This window comes from Mesobacillus maritimus (assembly GCF_023715205.1).
In the GTDB taxonomy this organism is placed as follows: Bacteria; Bacillota; Bacilli; order Bacillales; family Cytobacillaceae; genus Mesobacillus_B; species Mesobacillus_B maritimus_C.
On the sequence record NZ_JAMBNR010000017.1, the window covers coordinates 1 to 16484 of the forward strand.

The 16484-nt window shown below is 39.0% G+C and carries 13 protein-coding genes and 1 rRNA gene; 6 read left to right on the top strand and 8 right to left on the bottom strand.

Annotated elements, in window-relative coordinates; translation table 11 throughout:
* The 8 genes from M3182_RS20675 to dnaA all read right to left on the bottom strand — a co-directional run.
* Positions 1–258: ribosomal RNA gene (locus M3182_RS20675) — 16S ribosomal RNA — on the bottom strand; the annotation flags it as partial.
* A gap of 395 nt (positions 259–653) precedes the next feature.
* A complete protein-coding gene (gene gyrA, locus M3182_RS20680; protein ID WP_251428453.1) occupies positions 654–3203 on the bottom strand; it encodes a DNA gyrase subunit A in 2550 nt (849 codons plus the stop codon).
* Between the two features lie 215 nt (positions 3204–3418).
* Positions 3419–5347 (bottom strand): DNA topoisomerase (ATP-hydrolyzing) subunit B, encoded by a 1929-nt coding sequence (gene gyrB / locus M3182_RS20685; protein ID WP_251559846.1) that lies wholly within the window; start codon positions 5345–5347, stop codon positions 3419–3421.
* 53 nt (positions 5348–5400) lie between these two features.
* Positions 5401–5655: an extracellular matrix regulator RemB gene (gene remB, locus M3182_RS20690; protein ID WP_251428448.1), complete on the bottom strand. Its 255-nt coding sequence runs from the start codon at positions 5653–5655 to the stop codon at positions 5401–5403.
* 9 nt (positions 5656–5664) lie between these two features.
* The gene (gene recF, locus M3182_RS20695; RefSeq protein WP_251559848.1) at positions 5665–6783 is read right to left on the bottom strand and encodes a DNA replication/repair protein RecF; all 1119 of its coding nucleotides are present in this window, start codon (positions 6781–6783) and stop codon (positions 5665–5667) included.
* Positions 6784–6802: 19 nt separating this feature from the next.
* On the bottom strand, positions 6803–7018 hold the full coding sequence (gene yaaA / locus M3182_RS20700; RefSeq protein ID WP_251428442.1) for a S4 domain-containing protein YaaA: 216 nt from the start codon (positions 7016–7018) through the stop codon (positions 6803–6805).
* Positions 7019–7125: 107 nt separating this feature from the next.
* Positions 7126–8262, bottom strand: coding sequence for a DNA polymerase III subunit beta (gene dnaN, locus M3182_RS20705; protein ID WP_251428439.1), 1137 nt, complete (start codon positions 8260–8262; stop codon positions 7126–7128).
* 188 nt (positions 8263–8450) lie between these two features.
* The gene (gene dnaA, locus M3182_RS20710; protein ID WP_251428436.1) at positions 8451–9797 is read right to left on the bottom strand and encodes a chromosomal replication initiator protein DnaA; all 1347 of its coding nucleotides are present in this window, start codon (positions 9795–9797) and stop codon (positions 8451–8453) included.
* Between the two features lie 599 nt (positions 9798–10396).
* On the opposite strand from dnaA, the gene rpmH reads away from it, so the two are divergent.
* From rpmH to mnmG, 6 genes are all read left to right on the top strand, one after another.
* A complete protein-coding gene (rpmH, locus tag M3182_RS20715; protein ID WP_066059809.1) occupies positions 10397–10531 on the top strand; it encodes a 50S ribosomal protein L34 in 135 nt (44 codons plus the stop codon).
* A gap of 104 nt (positions 10532–10635) precedes the next feature.
* Complete coding sequence (gene rnpA / locus M3182_RS20720; protein ID WP_251428433.1) at positions 10636–10998, top strand: ribonuclease P protein component; 363 nt, start codon at positions 10636–10638, stop codon at positions 10996–10998.
* Between the two features lie 185 nt (positions 10999–11183).
* The gene (gene spoIIIJ, locus M3182_RS20725; RefSeq protein WP_251428430.1) at positions 11184–11975 is read left to right on the top strand and encodes a YidC family membrane integrase SpoIIIJ; all 792 of its coding nucleotides are present in this window, start codon (positions 11184–11186) and stop codon (positions 11973–11975) included.
* Complete coding sequence (jag, locus tag M3182_RS20730; protein ID WP_251428427.1) at positions 11972–12595, top strand: RNA-binding cell elongation regulator Jag/EloR; 624 nt, start codon at positions 11972–11974, stop codon at positions 12593–12595. Before spoIIIJ ends, jag begins: the two co-directional genes overlap by 4 nt.
* 503 nt (positions 12596–13098) lie before the next feature.
* The gene (mnmE, locus tag M3182_RS20735) at positions 13099–14484 is read left to right on the top strand and encodes a tRNA uridine-5-carboxymethylaminomethyl(34) synthesis GTPase MnmE (protein WP_251428424.1); all 1386 of its coding nucleotides are present in this window, start codon (positions 13099–13101) and stop codon (positions 14482–14484) included.
* A 27-nt stretch (positions 14485–14511) separates the two neighbouring features.
* Positions 14512–16404 carry a tRNA uridine-5-carboxymethylaminomethyl(34) synthesis enzyme MnmG gene (gene mnmG, locus M3182_RS20740; RefSeq protein WP_251559850.1) on the top strand — a complete coding sequence of 631 codons (1893 nt, stop codon included), beginning with the start codon at positions 14512–14514 and terminating at the stop codon, positions 16402–16404.
* The last annotated feature ends 80 nt before the right edge of the window (positions 16405–16484 follow it).

The following is a 16484-nucleotide window of genomic DNA, read 5'->3' on the forward strand; positions in this document are numbered from 1 at the left end:
ACTAGCTAATGCGCCGCGGGCCCATCTGTAAGTGACAGCCGAAACCGTCTTTCAGCATTTCCTCATGAGAGGAAATGAATTATCCGGTATTAGCCCCGGTTTCCCGGAGTTATCCCAGTCTTACAGGCAGGTTGCCCACGTGTTACTCACCCGTCCGCCGCTAACCTCAGGGAGCAAGCTCCCATTGGTTCGCTCGACTTGCATGTATTAGGCACGCCGCCAGCGTTCGTCCTGAGCCAGGATCAAACTCTCCAATAAAGAGTATGAGTTAAGCTCATAAAATAAAACGTTGGCTCATGTTCTTCATAAGAAGACATGATAATATTGTTTGTTGACGCTTGTTTGTTTAGTTTTCAAAGAGCAATGTTTGTTCGCTTGTAAGCGACTTTTATAATATATCATTGTTTGATTTCATTGTCAACACTTTATAAAATAAATTTTATCGAAATACTATTCTTTGTTGCTGACTTTTAAGAGTATACCAGTCTCATTTGTCTTTGGCAAGACTTTTTTACCATTAACACATAAAATGTTGTTATCCTCCTATACTAGTACGAGTCATGTGCTCTTATTAAATTAATCAGCTTTTCAAATAGGAAATGATAAAGAGTAAAAAAAGAGAAGCATATTGCATGCTCCTCTCTTCTTTTACTTCACTCATCGCTTGGGTTTGCATCTTGTTCTTCAGTAGATTCAATCTGATCTTCAGAAACTGTTGAATCATTTTCTGGTGAATCATCAGTTTCTTCATTTTCCTCTGGAGTTTCTTCTTCCTTCTCCACAACTGCAACAGTAGAGACAAACTCTTCTTTTTCATTATCTAGACTAATAAGCTTAACACCTTGTGTATTTCGCCCTGTGATTGAGATGCTGTCAACCGGGATTCGAATGATTACTCCACCAGTCGTAATAACCATTAAGTCTTCTTCTCCTTGGACGACTTTCATTGCCACAAGGTCACCATTCTTTTCCGTGATGTTAATAGTTTTAATTCCTTTTCCTCCACGGCCTTGTCTTCGATATTCAGTTGCATGAGTTCGTTTACCGAATCCATTTTTTGTAACAACAAGAATATCAGCACCTTCCTCAAGCACTTCCATGCCAACAACGACATCATCTTCAGCTAGAGTAATTCCTTTAACCCCCGTCGCTGTTCGTCCCATTGATCGCACATCTGTTTCAGGGAAGCGTATCATCAAGCCATTCTTAGTTCCGATAATAATTTCTTTTTCGCCATCTGTATGTTGAACAGAAATTAATTCGTCCCCTTCACGGAGATTTAACGCAATCAAACCGTTATTTCGGATATTTGCAAAAGAGGTAAGTGGAGTACGTTTTACAACTCCCTCTTTTGTAGCAAAGAAAAGACTATGATCCTCAATAAATTCTTCAACGTGAATGATAGCATTTACCCATTCATCCTTTTCAACTCCTAAGAGATTGATGATTGGGATTCCTTTAGCTGTACGGCTAAATTCTGGTACTTCATACCCTTTCGTACGATAAACCTTCCCTTTATTTGTAAAGTAAAGAATTGTATCATGAGTGGAAGTAGTGATTAAATGCTCAACAAAGTCATTTTCATTTGTTCCCATTCCCTGTATACCACGACCCCCACGTCTTTGGGCACGATAGGTTGAAACCGGAAGTCGCTTAATATACCCATTGTGAGTTAAGGTAATCACAACATTTTCGCGTGGAATTAAATCTTCATCTTCTATGTTTTCAAGACCCGCTGAAACGATTTGAGTCCGACGCTCGTCATTAAAGCGTTCTTTTACCTCGAGAAGCTCTTCACGAATGATTTCTAGAATCTTTTCATCATCAGCAAGGATTGCTTTAAGTTCACTGATTAATTCAACTAGTCCTTGGTATTCTTCTTCAATTTTCTCACGTTCTAAGCCTGTTAAACGTTGTAAACGCATATCGAGAATCGCTTGCGCTTGTTTCTCTGATAAGTTAAATTCAGTCATTAAACCTTCGCGCGCAATGTCCGTTGTACGGGAGCCTCTAATAAGGGCAATCACTGCATCTAAATGATCTAGTGCAATTCTTAAGCCTTCTAAAATATGGGCTCTTGCTTCTGCCTTGCGAAGTTCAAACTCTGTTCTACGGCGAATGACAACTCGCTGGTGATTTAGGTAATGCACTAAACATTCTTTTAAGTTTAAAACTTTCGGTTGACCATCAACAAGTGCAAGTGTATTAATCCCAAAACTTGTTTGAAGTGCTGTTTGTTTATACAAATTGTTTAATAAGACATTTGCATTAGCATCTTTTCGAACTTCTATAACGATTCGCATACCATCACGGTCAGATTCGTCACGTAAGTCGGTAATACCATCAATTTTCTTATCACGAACTAAGTCAGCAATTTTCTCAATTAGACGCGCTTTATTTACCTGGTAAGGAAGTTCATTAACAATGATAACCTCTTTACCATTTGTCTTCTGCTCAATTTCAACTTTCGCTCGAACCGTTATTGAACCACGGCCAGTTTCATAAGCCTTCCGAATTCCACTGCGACCAAGAATAAGACCGCCAGTTGGGAAATCTGGCCCAGGAACAATCTCCATTAGTTCTGGAATGGTTATTTCTGGGTCCTTACTTACCGCTAAGACCCCATCAATGACTTCTCCAAGTTGATGGGGTGGGATGTTAGTTGCCATCCCAACGGCAATTCCAGACGTACCATTAACAAGAAGGTTTGGAAATCTGGCCGGTAACACAACTGGTTCTCTTTCAGAACCATCATAGTTATCTTGATAATCAATCGTATCTTTATTAATATCACGGAGTAATTCCATTGATATTTTTGACATCCGTGCCTCTGTATAACGCATCGCCGCCGCTGAATCTCCATCGACTGAACCAAAGTTTCCATGGCCATCCGCTAACATATAGCGATAGTTAAAATCCTGAGCCATTCGGACCATTGTTTCATAAACAGCTGAATCTCCATGTGGGTGATATTTACCGATTACTTCCCCAACAATACGAGCTGACTTTTTATAAGGTTTATCAGCATGCATTCCAAGGTCGTGCATTGCATAAAGAATTCTACGGTGTACAGGTTTTAAACCATCACGGACATCTGGCAATGCCCTTGCCACAATAACACTCATTGCATAATCCAAGAAGGATGATCGCATTTCTTGACTAATATTTATTTCTTTCACACGAGGATTAGGCGTTTCTGCCATTTATTTGGAACCTCCTTTAATTAGAAAGCGAATGCACCACACTTTCATACGTTCCACAATGTTTCATCAAGATGTAAAAGACTAAAGAAGTCTTTTTACTGGACTCGAAGAACTAGGTGCATAGACTGAACTGTTTGTAGAAAATACAAGCGCCTTCCAGCACTTTGTGCATAGAACCAAAAACAGCAAAGCAGGATAGATGAACATCTATCCTGTTAAATATCTAAGTTTTTAACGTAAACAGCATTTTCTTCAATAAATTGACGTCTTGGTTCGACTCGGTCCCCCATTAACATCTCGAAGGTTTCATCTGCCTCAATCGCATCTTCAAGACTTACTTGAAGCAACAAACGATTATCAGGACTCATAGTTGTCTCCCAAAGCTGTCCTGGATTCATCTCTCCAAGACCTTTATAACGCTGAATACCAGGCTTTGGACTTTCTGAAAGTTGTCCTAAGATTTCCTCCAGTTGCCTGTCATTATATGCATACTCAATCCGTTTTCCTTGTTGGACTTTATATAAAGGTGGCTGAGCAATATATACATACCCTGCCTCAATAATTTGTCTCATATAACGATAGAAGAATGTCAATAATAAGGTTCGAATATGCGCACCATCGACATCGGCATCTGTCATGATGACAACCTTATGGTAACGAGCTTTGGTGATATCAAAATCCTCTCCAATTCCCGTTCCGATTCCTGTGATGAGAGCTCTAACCTCATTATTTGATAGAATCCGGTCAAGGCGGGCTTTTTCCACGTTCAATATTTTACCGCGAAGTGGGAGTATTGCCTGGAAGTGGCGGTCACGTCCTTGCTTAGCTGAACCACCTGCAGAGTCACCCTCAACGATGTAAAGTTCACTAATCGAAGGGTCCTTTGAAGAGCAATCCGCTAACTTCCCTGGTAAATTTGAAATTTCTAAAGCGCTTTTCCTTCTAGTTAACTCACGTGCTTTCTTAGCAGCAAGTCTAGCTCTAGCAGCCATTAACCCTTTCTCGACAATCTTACGAGCGACAGAAGGATTTTCAAGCATAAAGCTTTCAAACCGTTCCGAAAATGCAGCATCGGTTACATTTCGAACTTCTGAATTCCCCAACTTCGTTTTCGTTTGTCCTTCAAATTGCGGGTCGGGATGCTTAACAGAAATAATTGCTGTTATCCCTTCACGAACATCATCACCAGACAAATTCGCATCATTTTCTTTAAAAATACCACTTTTTCGTGCGTAATCATTGATCACCCTTGTGAGCGCGGTTTTAAACCCTGACTCATGTGTTCCACCTTCATACGTATGAATATTATTAGCAAAAGAATATATACTGCTAGTAAAGCCGTCATTGTATTGAATCGCTACTTCAACACTAATCCCGTCCTTTTCACCCTCAATATAAATTGGCTCTTCATGCATGACCTCTTTCGTTCGGTTCAAGTGCTCAACGTATGACTTAATTCCACCCTCATAGTAGTACTCATTCTTTTTTCCATTCGGTCGCTTATCCTCAATTGTGAGTTTTAATCCTCTGTTCAAAAATGCCAGCTCACGAATACGAGTCGCAAGGGTTTCAAAATCATATTCCAAAGTTTCTGTGAAAATTTCACCATCAGGAATAAAGTGGACGATTGTCCCTGTTTCTTCCGTTTCCCCAATTACTTTTAATTCTGATTTAATTGCGCCACGTTCAAAGGAAATGTAATGGACTTTTCCATCACGGTGCACAAACACTTCCAGTAAAGTAGATAAGGCGTTCACTACAGAAGCCCCTACACCATGAAGACCTCCAGAGACTTTGTAGCCGCCGCCGCCAAATTTCCCTCCAGCATGAAGCACAGTCATGATGACTTCAACAGCAGGTCTTCCCATTTTTTCATGCATACCAACTGGAATTCCACGTCCGTTATCCTTGACTGTAATACTATTATCCTCTTCAATAATTACTTGAATTTCATCACAGTAACCAGCAAGTGCTTCGTCTATACTGTTATCGACAATTTCCCAAACGAGGTGATGAAGGCCTTTTACACTCGTTGAACCGATATACATCCCCGGACGCTTTCTAACTGCCTCCAAACCCTCGAGGACTTGTATTTGGTCTGCCTCGTACGATTGTCCTTGCATGGCTTCTTGTTCCAATGCCATATCAATCACCCACACTTTCCATTTTGCAATCAATTTATCGTGACATTAGCAATTTATAAACCCAACTCATGTGCAGATAGTTTCTGCGTACGTTTACTCAATGTGCCTGCTGCTAAAGGCGAATAATAAACTTGGTCCTTTGTAATAACAATGGATTTGTACTCTTTCTTTGATAGATTCACAACATCCCGTTTTCGATGGATGAGAAATTCCTCTAGTACGTCTGAGAAACCAGCGCTCTCCTTGTCCAAAATCGCAATGATTTCACTCGTCCGGACTAAGGTATCTTCACCAATATGCAAATACATATTTTCACCTCATTGAATTTTAGTCATTACTCCGGATTGTACGTGATACGTAGCAGCTTCCTTAAGCGTTCTATGATCAATCCCATCAACACTTGTGGTGGTTACAAAGGTTTGAACCTTTCCCTGGATGGTGTTTAATAAATGGGATTGACGATAATCATCAAGCTCGGATAAGACATCATCCAAAAGCAAGATGGGATATTCGCCTATTTCTTTATTGATTAACTCAATTTCAGCTAGTTTTACGGATAGAGCCGTAGTTCGTTGCTGACCTTGAGATCCAAATGTTTGTACATCGCGACCGTTGACTATAAACTCTAAGTCATCGCGATGAGGTCCAAAAAGCGTCGTTCCCCGCTCAATCTCTCGAGTTTTCACTTTATGAAATTTATTTTCATAGACTTCTATCATTTTCGACAAGTCTTGGTCTTCTGATACCTCTGCGGACGGTTTATATTGAATTTTTAACGTCTCAAGACCTCGAGAAATCCCTTCATGGATTGGAAAAGCCCATTGTTCAAGCAACTGGATAAACTCATATCGTTTAAAGATAATTTTTGCCGCCATTTGAATGAACTGATCGGTTAAAATATCAAGCATCGTTAAATCAGTTTGTTTTTTAATTTGCAATTGCTTCAAATAATGATTTCGCTGCTGAAGTATTTTTTGATATTGGCTAATATCATGCAAATAGACAGGGGATACCTGTCCAATTTCCATATCAATAAAACGGCGCCTTACTTGCGGACTTCCTTTCACAAGGTTTAAATCCTCAGGCGCAAACATAACAACATTCATATTTCCAACATATTGGCTCAGTTTCTTTTGCTCAATATGATTATACTTTGCTCGTTTTCCTTTTTTGGAAACCACAAGTTGCAATGGGACCGAGCCATGGGTTTTCGTAATCCTACCTTCTATTTTAGCATAATCTTCGTCCCAGCGAATAAGTTCTTTATCATTTGATGTGCGATGAGACTTTGCCATTGCTAAAACAAAGATGGATTCCATCACATTTGTTTTCCCTTGTGCATTTTCTCCAAGGATCACATTAACTTTATTTTCAAAACTGGCCTCTAAATGACCATAGTTCCGGTAGTTTTTTAACATTAACTCTTCAATATGCATGAAAAGGACCATCCTTTAATCACTGAGTGACAAGGAATTTGCCAAACCCAGGGATATTGATTTCATCTCCGTTCCGAAGCTTTCTTCCTCTTCTCTGATCTTGTTCTCCATTGACATAGACTTCATTTTCACTAAGAAACCATTTAGCCATTCCGCCGGATTGGATTACATCAGCTAACTTAAGAAACTGGCCCAATGTAATGAACTCGGTATCAATTTTTATTTGTTCGCTCATTTTTTCACCATTTCTTTAAAAGGATTTAATACTTAATTTTACTAAATAAACTCTAAAGATACAAGTAAGGAAACCCCTTGCCAAGACTGACAAGGGGTTAAGTGTTGTTAATACGTTCGTACAGGCAAAATTAATTGTAGGATACCCTCATCATTTAGTGGACGGATGACAAAAGGTCTCATGGCTCCAGTAAAGGAAATTTGGATTTCGCTTCCTTCGATGGCTTTTAATGCATCCATCATATATTTTGCGCTGAAAGATATTTTTAATTCTTCGCCTTCAATTGACTGAGTTGAAATTTCTTCAACAACTTTCCCAATTTCAGGTGTGTTGGAAGAGATTTCAATGGAGTTGTTTTCAATTGTCGAGAATTTGACTACGTTGTTTTTCCCTTCTTTCGCAAGTAAGGAGGCACGATCAATGGCATGCAAGAATTCCTTTGTATTGACTATTACATCTGTTTTGCGTTCTGTTGGAATCAATCTTGCTGTATCTGGGTAATTTCCTTCAAGCAATCTAGAAAAGAATAATAAATGCTTTGTTTTGAATAAAACTTGATTTTCAGTAATAACGATATCAACCATCGTTGACGAGTCATCCAGTATTTTGCTTAATTCGGTTAAACTCTTACCAGGGATGACTACATTATGTTTCGTTTCTGAGTCTGTTTCTAACCGCGCTTTACGTAAAGCCAATCTGTGACTATCTGTTGCAATACAGATGAGTTCGTTGTTTTCAACCTTCCAGTTTACACCTGTCAAGATAGGGCGTGTTTCTGAGGTGGACACTGCAAACACAGTTTGACGAATAAGTGATTTTAGAAGGTCTGTAGGAATTCGAAAAACGTTCTCTTCAACGATCTGTGGTAAATGCGGATATTCTTCAGCATCTAACCCGTTTAAATTAAACTCTGAGTTTCCAGACCGAATTACGGTTTGTAAATGGTTTTCAACATCAATTTCAACTGTAGCAGTCGGCAACTTTCTTACAATTTCACTAAAGAATTTTGCTTGAAGTACAATTGAACCAGGTTGTTTGATCTCTACAATTTCATTGCCTTCTTCTTCTTTAGGAATAAACGACTCAATCGAAATATCTGAGTCACTTCCAGTCAATGTTACTCCGTCCTCTGAAGCAACAATTTTAATTCCTGTTAAGATTGGAATTGTTGTTCTGCTGGTAACTGCCTTCATAACATCTTGGACACTTTGCAATAAAGCATCCCTCTGGATGACAAACCTCATGTTAAAAAATCCTCCAATTTGGTATAAGTTTCGAGCTTAAAGCATATATATATTTATTTTAAAAAAATAATAAAAGTACTAATAGGGCCTGTGGATTTGTGGATAACTTAGTATTCGACAAGGAAACACAGCCTATCCACATGTGGACAGACTGTGTGTAAACTAGTTGAAGTTATTCACATTATTCTTTAAACCTTAAGCTGCTCATGAATTTCTTTTAACTGTTTTTGGAGAGCTGAATCTGTCGCAAGGAGTTTCGAAATCTTCTCATGAGCGTGAATCACAGTCGTATGGTCACGACCTCCGAACTCTTCCCCAATTTTCGGAAGGGAAAAATCAGTTAACTCACGTGAAAGATACATAGCAATTTGGCGCGGAAAAGCAACTGATTTTGTTCGCTTTTTAGCCTTAAAGTCCTCTAATTTTACATTATAATGTTGGCCAACAATCCTTTGTATATCAAGAATTGTAATGACTCTAGGTTTCGAGCTAGGAATAATGTCCTTCAAAGCCTCTGCAGCCAAATCTGCATTTATATCCTTATTGATTAACGATGAATATGCAACAACTCTTATTAATGCCCCTTCGAGCTCTCTGATGTTCGAGTCAATTTGGTTCGCAATGTAAAGCATAACCTCATTCGGAATATCCAATCCTTCTGCCTTGGCCTTTTTCTTTAAAATCGCAACCCTAGTTTCGAGATCCGGAGGAGTAATATCTGTTATCAAACCCCATTCAAATCGTGATCGTAGCCGGTCCTCAAGTGTAGGAATTTCCTTTGGAGGCCGGTCACTTGAGATAATGATCTGTTTACTTTCTTCGTGAAGCGTATTAAAGGTATGGAAAAATTCTTCTTGAGTTGATTCTTTTCCAGCTAGGAACTGAATATCATCAATAAGAAGAACATCTACTTTCCGATATTTATTGCGAAATTCAACGGCTTTATTGTCCCGAATCCCGTTAATAAACTCATTTGTGAACTTCTCGGAAGTTAAGTAGACAACTTTCGCGGAAGGGTTATGTTCTTGTACATAATGGCCAATTGCGTGCATTAAATGCGTTTTCCCAAGTCCAACTCCACCGTAAATAAATAGCGGGTTATATGCTTTCGCAGGGGCCTCCGCAACAGCTAAAGATGCAGCATGAGCAAAACGATTACCCGAACCAATAACAAAGGTATCAAAAGTATACTTTGGATTAAGCATATTGTTAGGTAAGTCATGCTGGTCCTCATCTTTGTTTACCTTTCTTGGTGGTACGGGTAAATTGATTTCTTCTTCACTTTGGTTTTGCGGAATAATGAACTTTATCGCAAGATTTTCTCCTGTTATGTCATATAAAATTCCGCTTATCAGCTGAGAATATCGTTCCTCGAGCCAATCGCGGGCGAATTCGTTCGGGGCTGTAATGGTTAATGTGTCTCCCTGGAGTGAGTGGGCCTTGGTAGATTTCAGCCAAGTGTCATAACTAGGTTTGCTGATTTTTTTTTCAATTTTCGACAAAGCCGTATTCCAGAGATCCGCGATATTTTCCAATCCATAACCCTCCTTTTGCATGATTTACAACGATGCATAACCATTGCATAAGCCTATTTGTGGCAAAGTTTATAATTATACAAGTCTATTAATGTGGAAAAATATATAATAGGAAATAAAGCGGATTTTCGACAATATCCACGGATTGTGGACAAAGTTTAAATCACAGGTCTGAATAACCTATCCACACGTTATCCACATTTTGTGGATAAGTGGAATTATCTACACTAGTTGTTAAGAGTGAAAACACAAATATAATATCAGATAATCCATTATGGTGCAACGGTTTTTAATACTTTATCCACAATGCTGTCTTCATGTGGGTAATATTTGTCCACAGGATATGTTATTGTGCAAAAACTGTGAGTAGAGGATGTGGATAAAAAAATCATGTCGATTTTTGTCCACAGTCGGGCTGTAGATAGGATTATTATGTTAAATAAAGAAGAAAATTAGTCACAAATGAAATTTAACTGGGAAAATCTACACAAGAGAGATAAGGTAGATTTCTGGTAGCTGCTATTGACATTTTCCTAACTCACTCTTTATAATTAGTAGGACTGTCTGATAGCAGCTAATTCCTCAGGGAGGTGTCATATATGAAAAGAACTTATCAACCAAATAAGCGTAAGCATAGTAAAGTTCACGGCTTCCGTAGCCGCATGAGTAGTGCGAACGGCCGCAAGGTACTTGCTCGTCGTCGTCGTAAAGGAAGAAAAGTATTATCAGCTTAGGCCACTGAACTGTCAGTGGTCTTTTTTCTCTTTAAGCTGTTTTATAGAAGAGATTATGTGAAAGAATAATGAGGTTCGTACCACTGAGTTGAAGGTGTGTTTAAATGAAAAAGGAATTAAGGATAAAAAAAAATAAAGAGTTTCAGGAAGTTTTCCAAAAAGGAAAATCTTTTGCGAACCGCCAATTTGTTGTTTATGTCTTGAAGAAGGAAGACCAGCCATGTTTTCGAATCGGTTTATCTGTTAGTAAAAAGCTAGGAAATGCCGTAAAAAGGAATCAAATTAAACGTTATATTCGCCAATCATTTCTAGAATTAAAGGATCAGGTCAAGCAAGGGCATGATTATGTTATTATTGCACGAAAACCTACGGCCGAGATGGACATGCACGATGTTAAGAAAAGCCTCGAACATGTTCTTAAAGTGGCACGCGTTTTGAAAAAAAAGAACTATGGTCATAATGAATAGAAGAAAATTGGTTGAAGCGTATATTTTTTAAAGCGCTTTTTTATGAAAGATGATAAAATACACTTGGACTAGCCACTCAGCATGAAATTTTCTTTACTTTTCTGGAATTTACATAGAATAGTCGAGAATTGCTTATAAACATAACAATAGAAACGAAGTGTGAACAGGTTAGGAGGAAACAGGGATTGAAAAATAGAATGTTATTAGTAGTAGGTCTAATCTTACTAGTGACCTTACTAACGGGTTGTACAGAGTACGACCAGGCCATTACAGCTGAAAGTGAAGGATTTTGGAATGAATATATTGTTTATCCACTTTCATGGTTGATCGTTAGCATGGCCGGCTGGCTTGGAGGCAGCTACGGATTATCCTTAATTGCTGTTACAATTTTAATTCGTTTAGCTATTTTGCCACTGATGATTAAGCAAACAAAAAGTTCAAAAGCGATGCAAGCCATTCAACCTGAATTGAAAGAATTACAAGCAAAGTACAGTTCAAAAGACCAAAAAACGCAACAAAAACTCCAACAAGAAACAATGGCATTGTTCCAAAAGCATGGAGTTAATCCACTTGCAGGATGTTTACCGATTTTTGTGCAAATGCCAATTTTGATTGGTTTTTACCACGCAATTGTTCGAACAAGAGAAATTGCTGGACATAACTTCTTATGGTTTGACTTAGGTTCTCCAGACCCAATCTTCTTGTTACCGGTATTAGCCGGAGTGACGACTTTCTTACAACAGAAAATCATGATGATGGGAATGCCTGATAATCCACAAATGAAAATGATGCTTTGGATGATGCCAATTATGATTCTTGTATTTGCAGTTACACTTCCTTCAGCATTGTCATTATACTGGGTTGTCGGAAATCTTTTCTCTATGGCACAAACCTATTTTATCAAAGGGCCGGACTTAAGAAAGCAATCTGAGCCAGCAGCAGCTACCGGCAAAGCGGGAGGAGCAAAGAAAAAGTGAAACAGATAACTGCTACAGGACAAACTGTCGAAGAAGCAGTAGAATCAGCACTAGCTCAATTACAAACAACTAAGGACCGCACCGACATTCAGATTATTGATGAGGGGAAAAAAGGGATCTTTGGAATATTTGGTTCCCGTCCTGCCGTCATTAAAGCTACTTTAAAAATTGATCCTTTTGAAGAAGCGATTAACTACTTGAAAATGGTATCGAAACAACTCGGTGCTCCAGTGGACATAGAAGTAAAGCAAGAGGGGAAACAAGTTCATTTTCTATTATCCGGCGAAAAATTAGCTTTACTAATTGGAAAACGAGGACAAACACTAAACTCCCTTCAATATTTAACACAACTTGTCATTAATCGACATTCACGTCAATTTTATACGGTTTTGTTAGACGCTGCGGATTATCGGAAACGTAGGTATGATACACTGGTTCAGCTTGCTGAACGCCTAGCTGAAAAAGCAGTACGCACAGGGAAAGAAGTTGCATTAGAGCCAATGCCTTCATATGAACGAAAAGTTATCCATACCGCATTGATGGCAAACAAACAGATTAAAACTTATTCTGATGGCAGTGACCCACATCGACATATTGTGATTTCGCCTGTCAAAAGATAACAACAAGCCAATCTCTTTAGAGGTTGGCTTGTTTGTTTTTAGAAGCCTACTTGCCTTTTAGTAGGTAGGTTGAAGAGTAAAGGACAAAAACTTCTGCGTAGAAGGTAAGGCGAAAGGAGCAGAGAGGAAAGAAGTAAGATTCTTTCAGGTGAAGTTAGAGAGGCTTCAAGGACTGTCGGCTATAAGCGGAGTGCTTGGAGGGGAAATGAACATCCATGTACTTTTTACAATTTAGGTAGATTGGATCTAGCTCTAGGTATTATTATACATTTTTTTATAAAACGTTAGAAAAAGCTTGGATTTTAAATGTTTTTTGAAGCATCTGCGAGAATTTGTTTTATTGTTATTCACATGTGGATAAGTTAAAATAGTAAATACTTGATTTTACGTGTGGATAAGTTAAACCTGAAAGATATTTTTTTCATAATAGATGTGTTAGTCTATAAAATTGGTGAACGATATTCGAATATAGATTGTGATGATAGAAGAAATGAGGTGAAGGCATGGAGTTTGATACAATTGCAGCGATATCTACTCCAATGGGAGAAGGAGCCATTGCAATTGTCCGCTTAAGTGGAGATGATGCATTTAAAATTGCGGACAAGTTATTTAAAGGGGTAGGAAATAAAAAAATTGTAGACGTAGCTTCTCATACCATTCATTATGGACATATAATCGACCCGAAGACAGGAGAAATTGCTGAAGAAGTGATGATTTCTGTTATGAAAGGGCCTAAAACTTTTACTAAAGAAGACGTTGTTGAAATTAATTGTCACGGGGGACTCGTTTCAGTGAACAGGGTATTGCAACTTGTGCTAAATGAAGGTGCGAGATTAGCTGAACCAGGTGAGTTTACTAAACGGGCATTTTTGAATGGTCGAATTGATTTGTCTCAAGCTGAGGCCGTAATGGATTTAATCCGTGCCAAAACAGATCGGGCAATGAACATGGCGCTTGGCCAAATGGACGGTCGGTTATCACGTTTAATCCGCAAACTTCGACAAGAAATCCTAGAAGTGTTGGCACATGTAGAAGTGAATATTGACTATCCTGAATATGATGATGTCGAGGAAATGACCCATCAAATGCTTCTTGAAAAATCTAGTTATGTCGAAAAAGAAATTGGGAAACTGTTGCAAACATCGCAACAAGGAAAAATTCTACGTGAAGGCTTGTCAACGGTAATTGTCGGTCGGCCAAACGTTGGAAAATCTTCGCTTTTAAATAGTCTTGTTCAAGAAAATAAGGCAATTGTTACAGATATCCCTGGGACAACTAGGGATGTAATTGAGGAATATGTAAATGTACGTGGAGTTCCATTAAGGCTGTTAGATACAGCTGGGATACGTGAGACAGAGGATATTGTCGAACGAATTGGGGTTGAAAGGTCACGTCAGGTTCTTAAAGAGGCAGACTTAATTCTTCTCGTCTTGAATTATTCAGAAGCCTTGTCAGAGGAAGACCGCAATTTATTTAAAGCGGTTGAGGGTATGGATGTAATCGTCATTGTCAATAAAACAGACTTGCCGCAACAGCTGGATCTCGTAGCGGTGACGGAACTAGCAAAAGACGCAAAAGTCGTGACAACTTCATTAAAGGAGGATCAGGGTGTCGATGAGCTTGAGGAAGCTATTTCATCCTTATTCTTTACTGGCGCGATTGAAGCTGGCGATATGACTTATGTTTCAAATAGTCGTCATATCGCGCTTTTAACTCAAGCGAAAAATGCAATTGAAGAGGCTATTAATGGGGTAGAAGCAGGGACACCAATTGATATCGTCCAAATTGATTTAACACGTTCTTGGGAGCTTCTTGGTGAAATCATTGGGGATAGTGTTCATGAAAGTTTAATTGATCAGTTATTTTCACAGTTTTGTTTAGGAAAGTAATTTTTAACAATAAAAGGAGGCAGCCAAATGCCATTTGAAGCCGGAAATTATGATGTTATTGTGATTGGCGCAGGTCATGCCGGCAGTGAAGCCAGTCTTGCGGCGGCACGCATGGGTGCCAAAACATTAATGATCACCATAAATTTAGATATGATTGCATTTATGCCATGTAACCCTTCGATTGGTGGTCCAGCTAAAGGTATTGTCGTAAGAGAAATTGATGCTCTAGGCGGCGAGATGGGACGGAATATCGATAAAACGTATATTCAAATGCGGATGTTAAACACAGGAAAAGGGCCTGCGGTGCGTGCCTTGCGTGCACAAGCTGATAAATTCGCTTATCAACATGAAATGAAAAAGACGATGGAAGAAGAGCCTAATTTAACCATGGTTCAAGGAATGGTTGAAAGGTTGATTGTTGAGGATGATGAATGTAAGGGAGTTGTCACAATGACAGGAGCAGCATATCGCTCCAAAACGGTCATTATCACAACTGGAACCTTTCTACGAGGAGAAATCATCCTTGGCGAGTTAAAGTACTCAAGCGGTCCTAATAACCAACAACCATCTATCAAGCTTTCAGAACATCTTGAAGAGTTGGGGTTTGACCTAGTTCGCTTTAAAACTGGAACTCCTCCTCGAGTTCATAGTAATACAATTGATTATTCTCAAACAGAGATTCAACCTGGTGATGATGTGCCTCGAGCATTTTCGTACGAAACGACGAAATACATTACCGATCAGCTTCCTTGTTGGTTAACATATACGAATGAAAACACTCATCAGTTAATTGACCAAAACCTGCATCGTTCTCCGATGTTTTCCGGTATGATAAAAGGAACAGGTCCACGATATTGTCCGTCTATTGAGGATAAAGTTGTTCGCTTTAACGATAAACCTCGTCATCAAATTTTCCTTGAGCCAGAAGGGCGTAATACCCAGGAAGTATATGTTCAAGGTTTGTCTACAAGCTTACCGGAAGATGTTCAACATCAAATTTTAAAGACGATTCCAGCGCTCGAAAACGCAAAAATGATGCGCCCTGGTTATGCAATTGAATATGATGCGGTTGTTCCTACTCAATTATGGCCAACATTAGAAACAAAGGTAGTAAAAAACCTTTATACTGCTGGGCAAATTAATGGTACTTCTGGATATGAAGAAGCAGCTGGTCAAGGATTAATGGCAGGGATCAATGCCGGTAGACGTGCGTTAGGCAAAGATGAAGTCATCCTAAGCCGCTCCGAAGGGTACATTGGTGTTATGATTGATGACCTTGTAACGAAAGGAACCAATGAACCGTACCGCCTTTTGACTTCAAGAGCAGAATACCGTTTGTTGCTTCGCCATGACAATGCAGATTTACGTTTGACTGAAAAAGGATATGAACTCGGATTGATTCCTGAAGATCGTTATCAGCGATTCATGCAAAAGAAGGAAGCGATTGAGGCTGAAGTGAAAAGGTTAAAGACTGTAATCATAAAGCCTTCGGAACAAGTTCAGAGCTTAATCCGTTCTCTTGGTGGAAGCGAGCTCAAGGACGGTATTCGTGGCGCTGACTTCCTAAGACGTACTGAGATTTCATATGACCATATAAAGCAAATTATTCCATCTGAGTTTGAGTTGGATTCTGAAGTGGAAGAACAAGTTGAAATCCAAGTGAAATATGAAGGATATATTGAAAAATCATTGCAGCAAGTCGATCGTTTAAAGAAAATGGAGGAAAAGAAGATCCCAGAAAATATTGATTATGATGCGATTACGGGAATTGCGACAGAAGCGCGTCAAAAGCTTAAAAATGTCCGTCCACTCTCGATTGCACAAGCATCGCGTATTTCTGGGGTTAACCCGGCTGATATTTCCATTTTACTTGTTTATATTGAACATGGGAAAATTGCCCGAGTATCCAATGAAGGATAGAGTGAAAACTTCTTCAATGGTTTTTTCATCCGCAACTGAATGTTAGTTGCGGATAGCCTGATTGATTTTTCAAAAGGCTA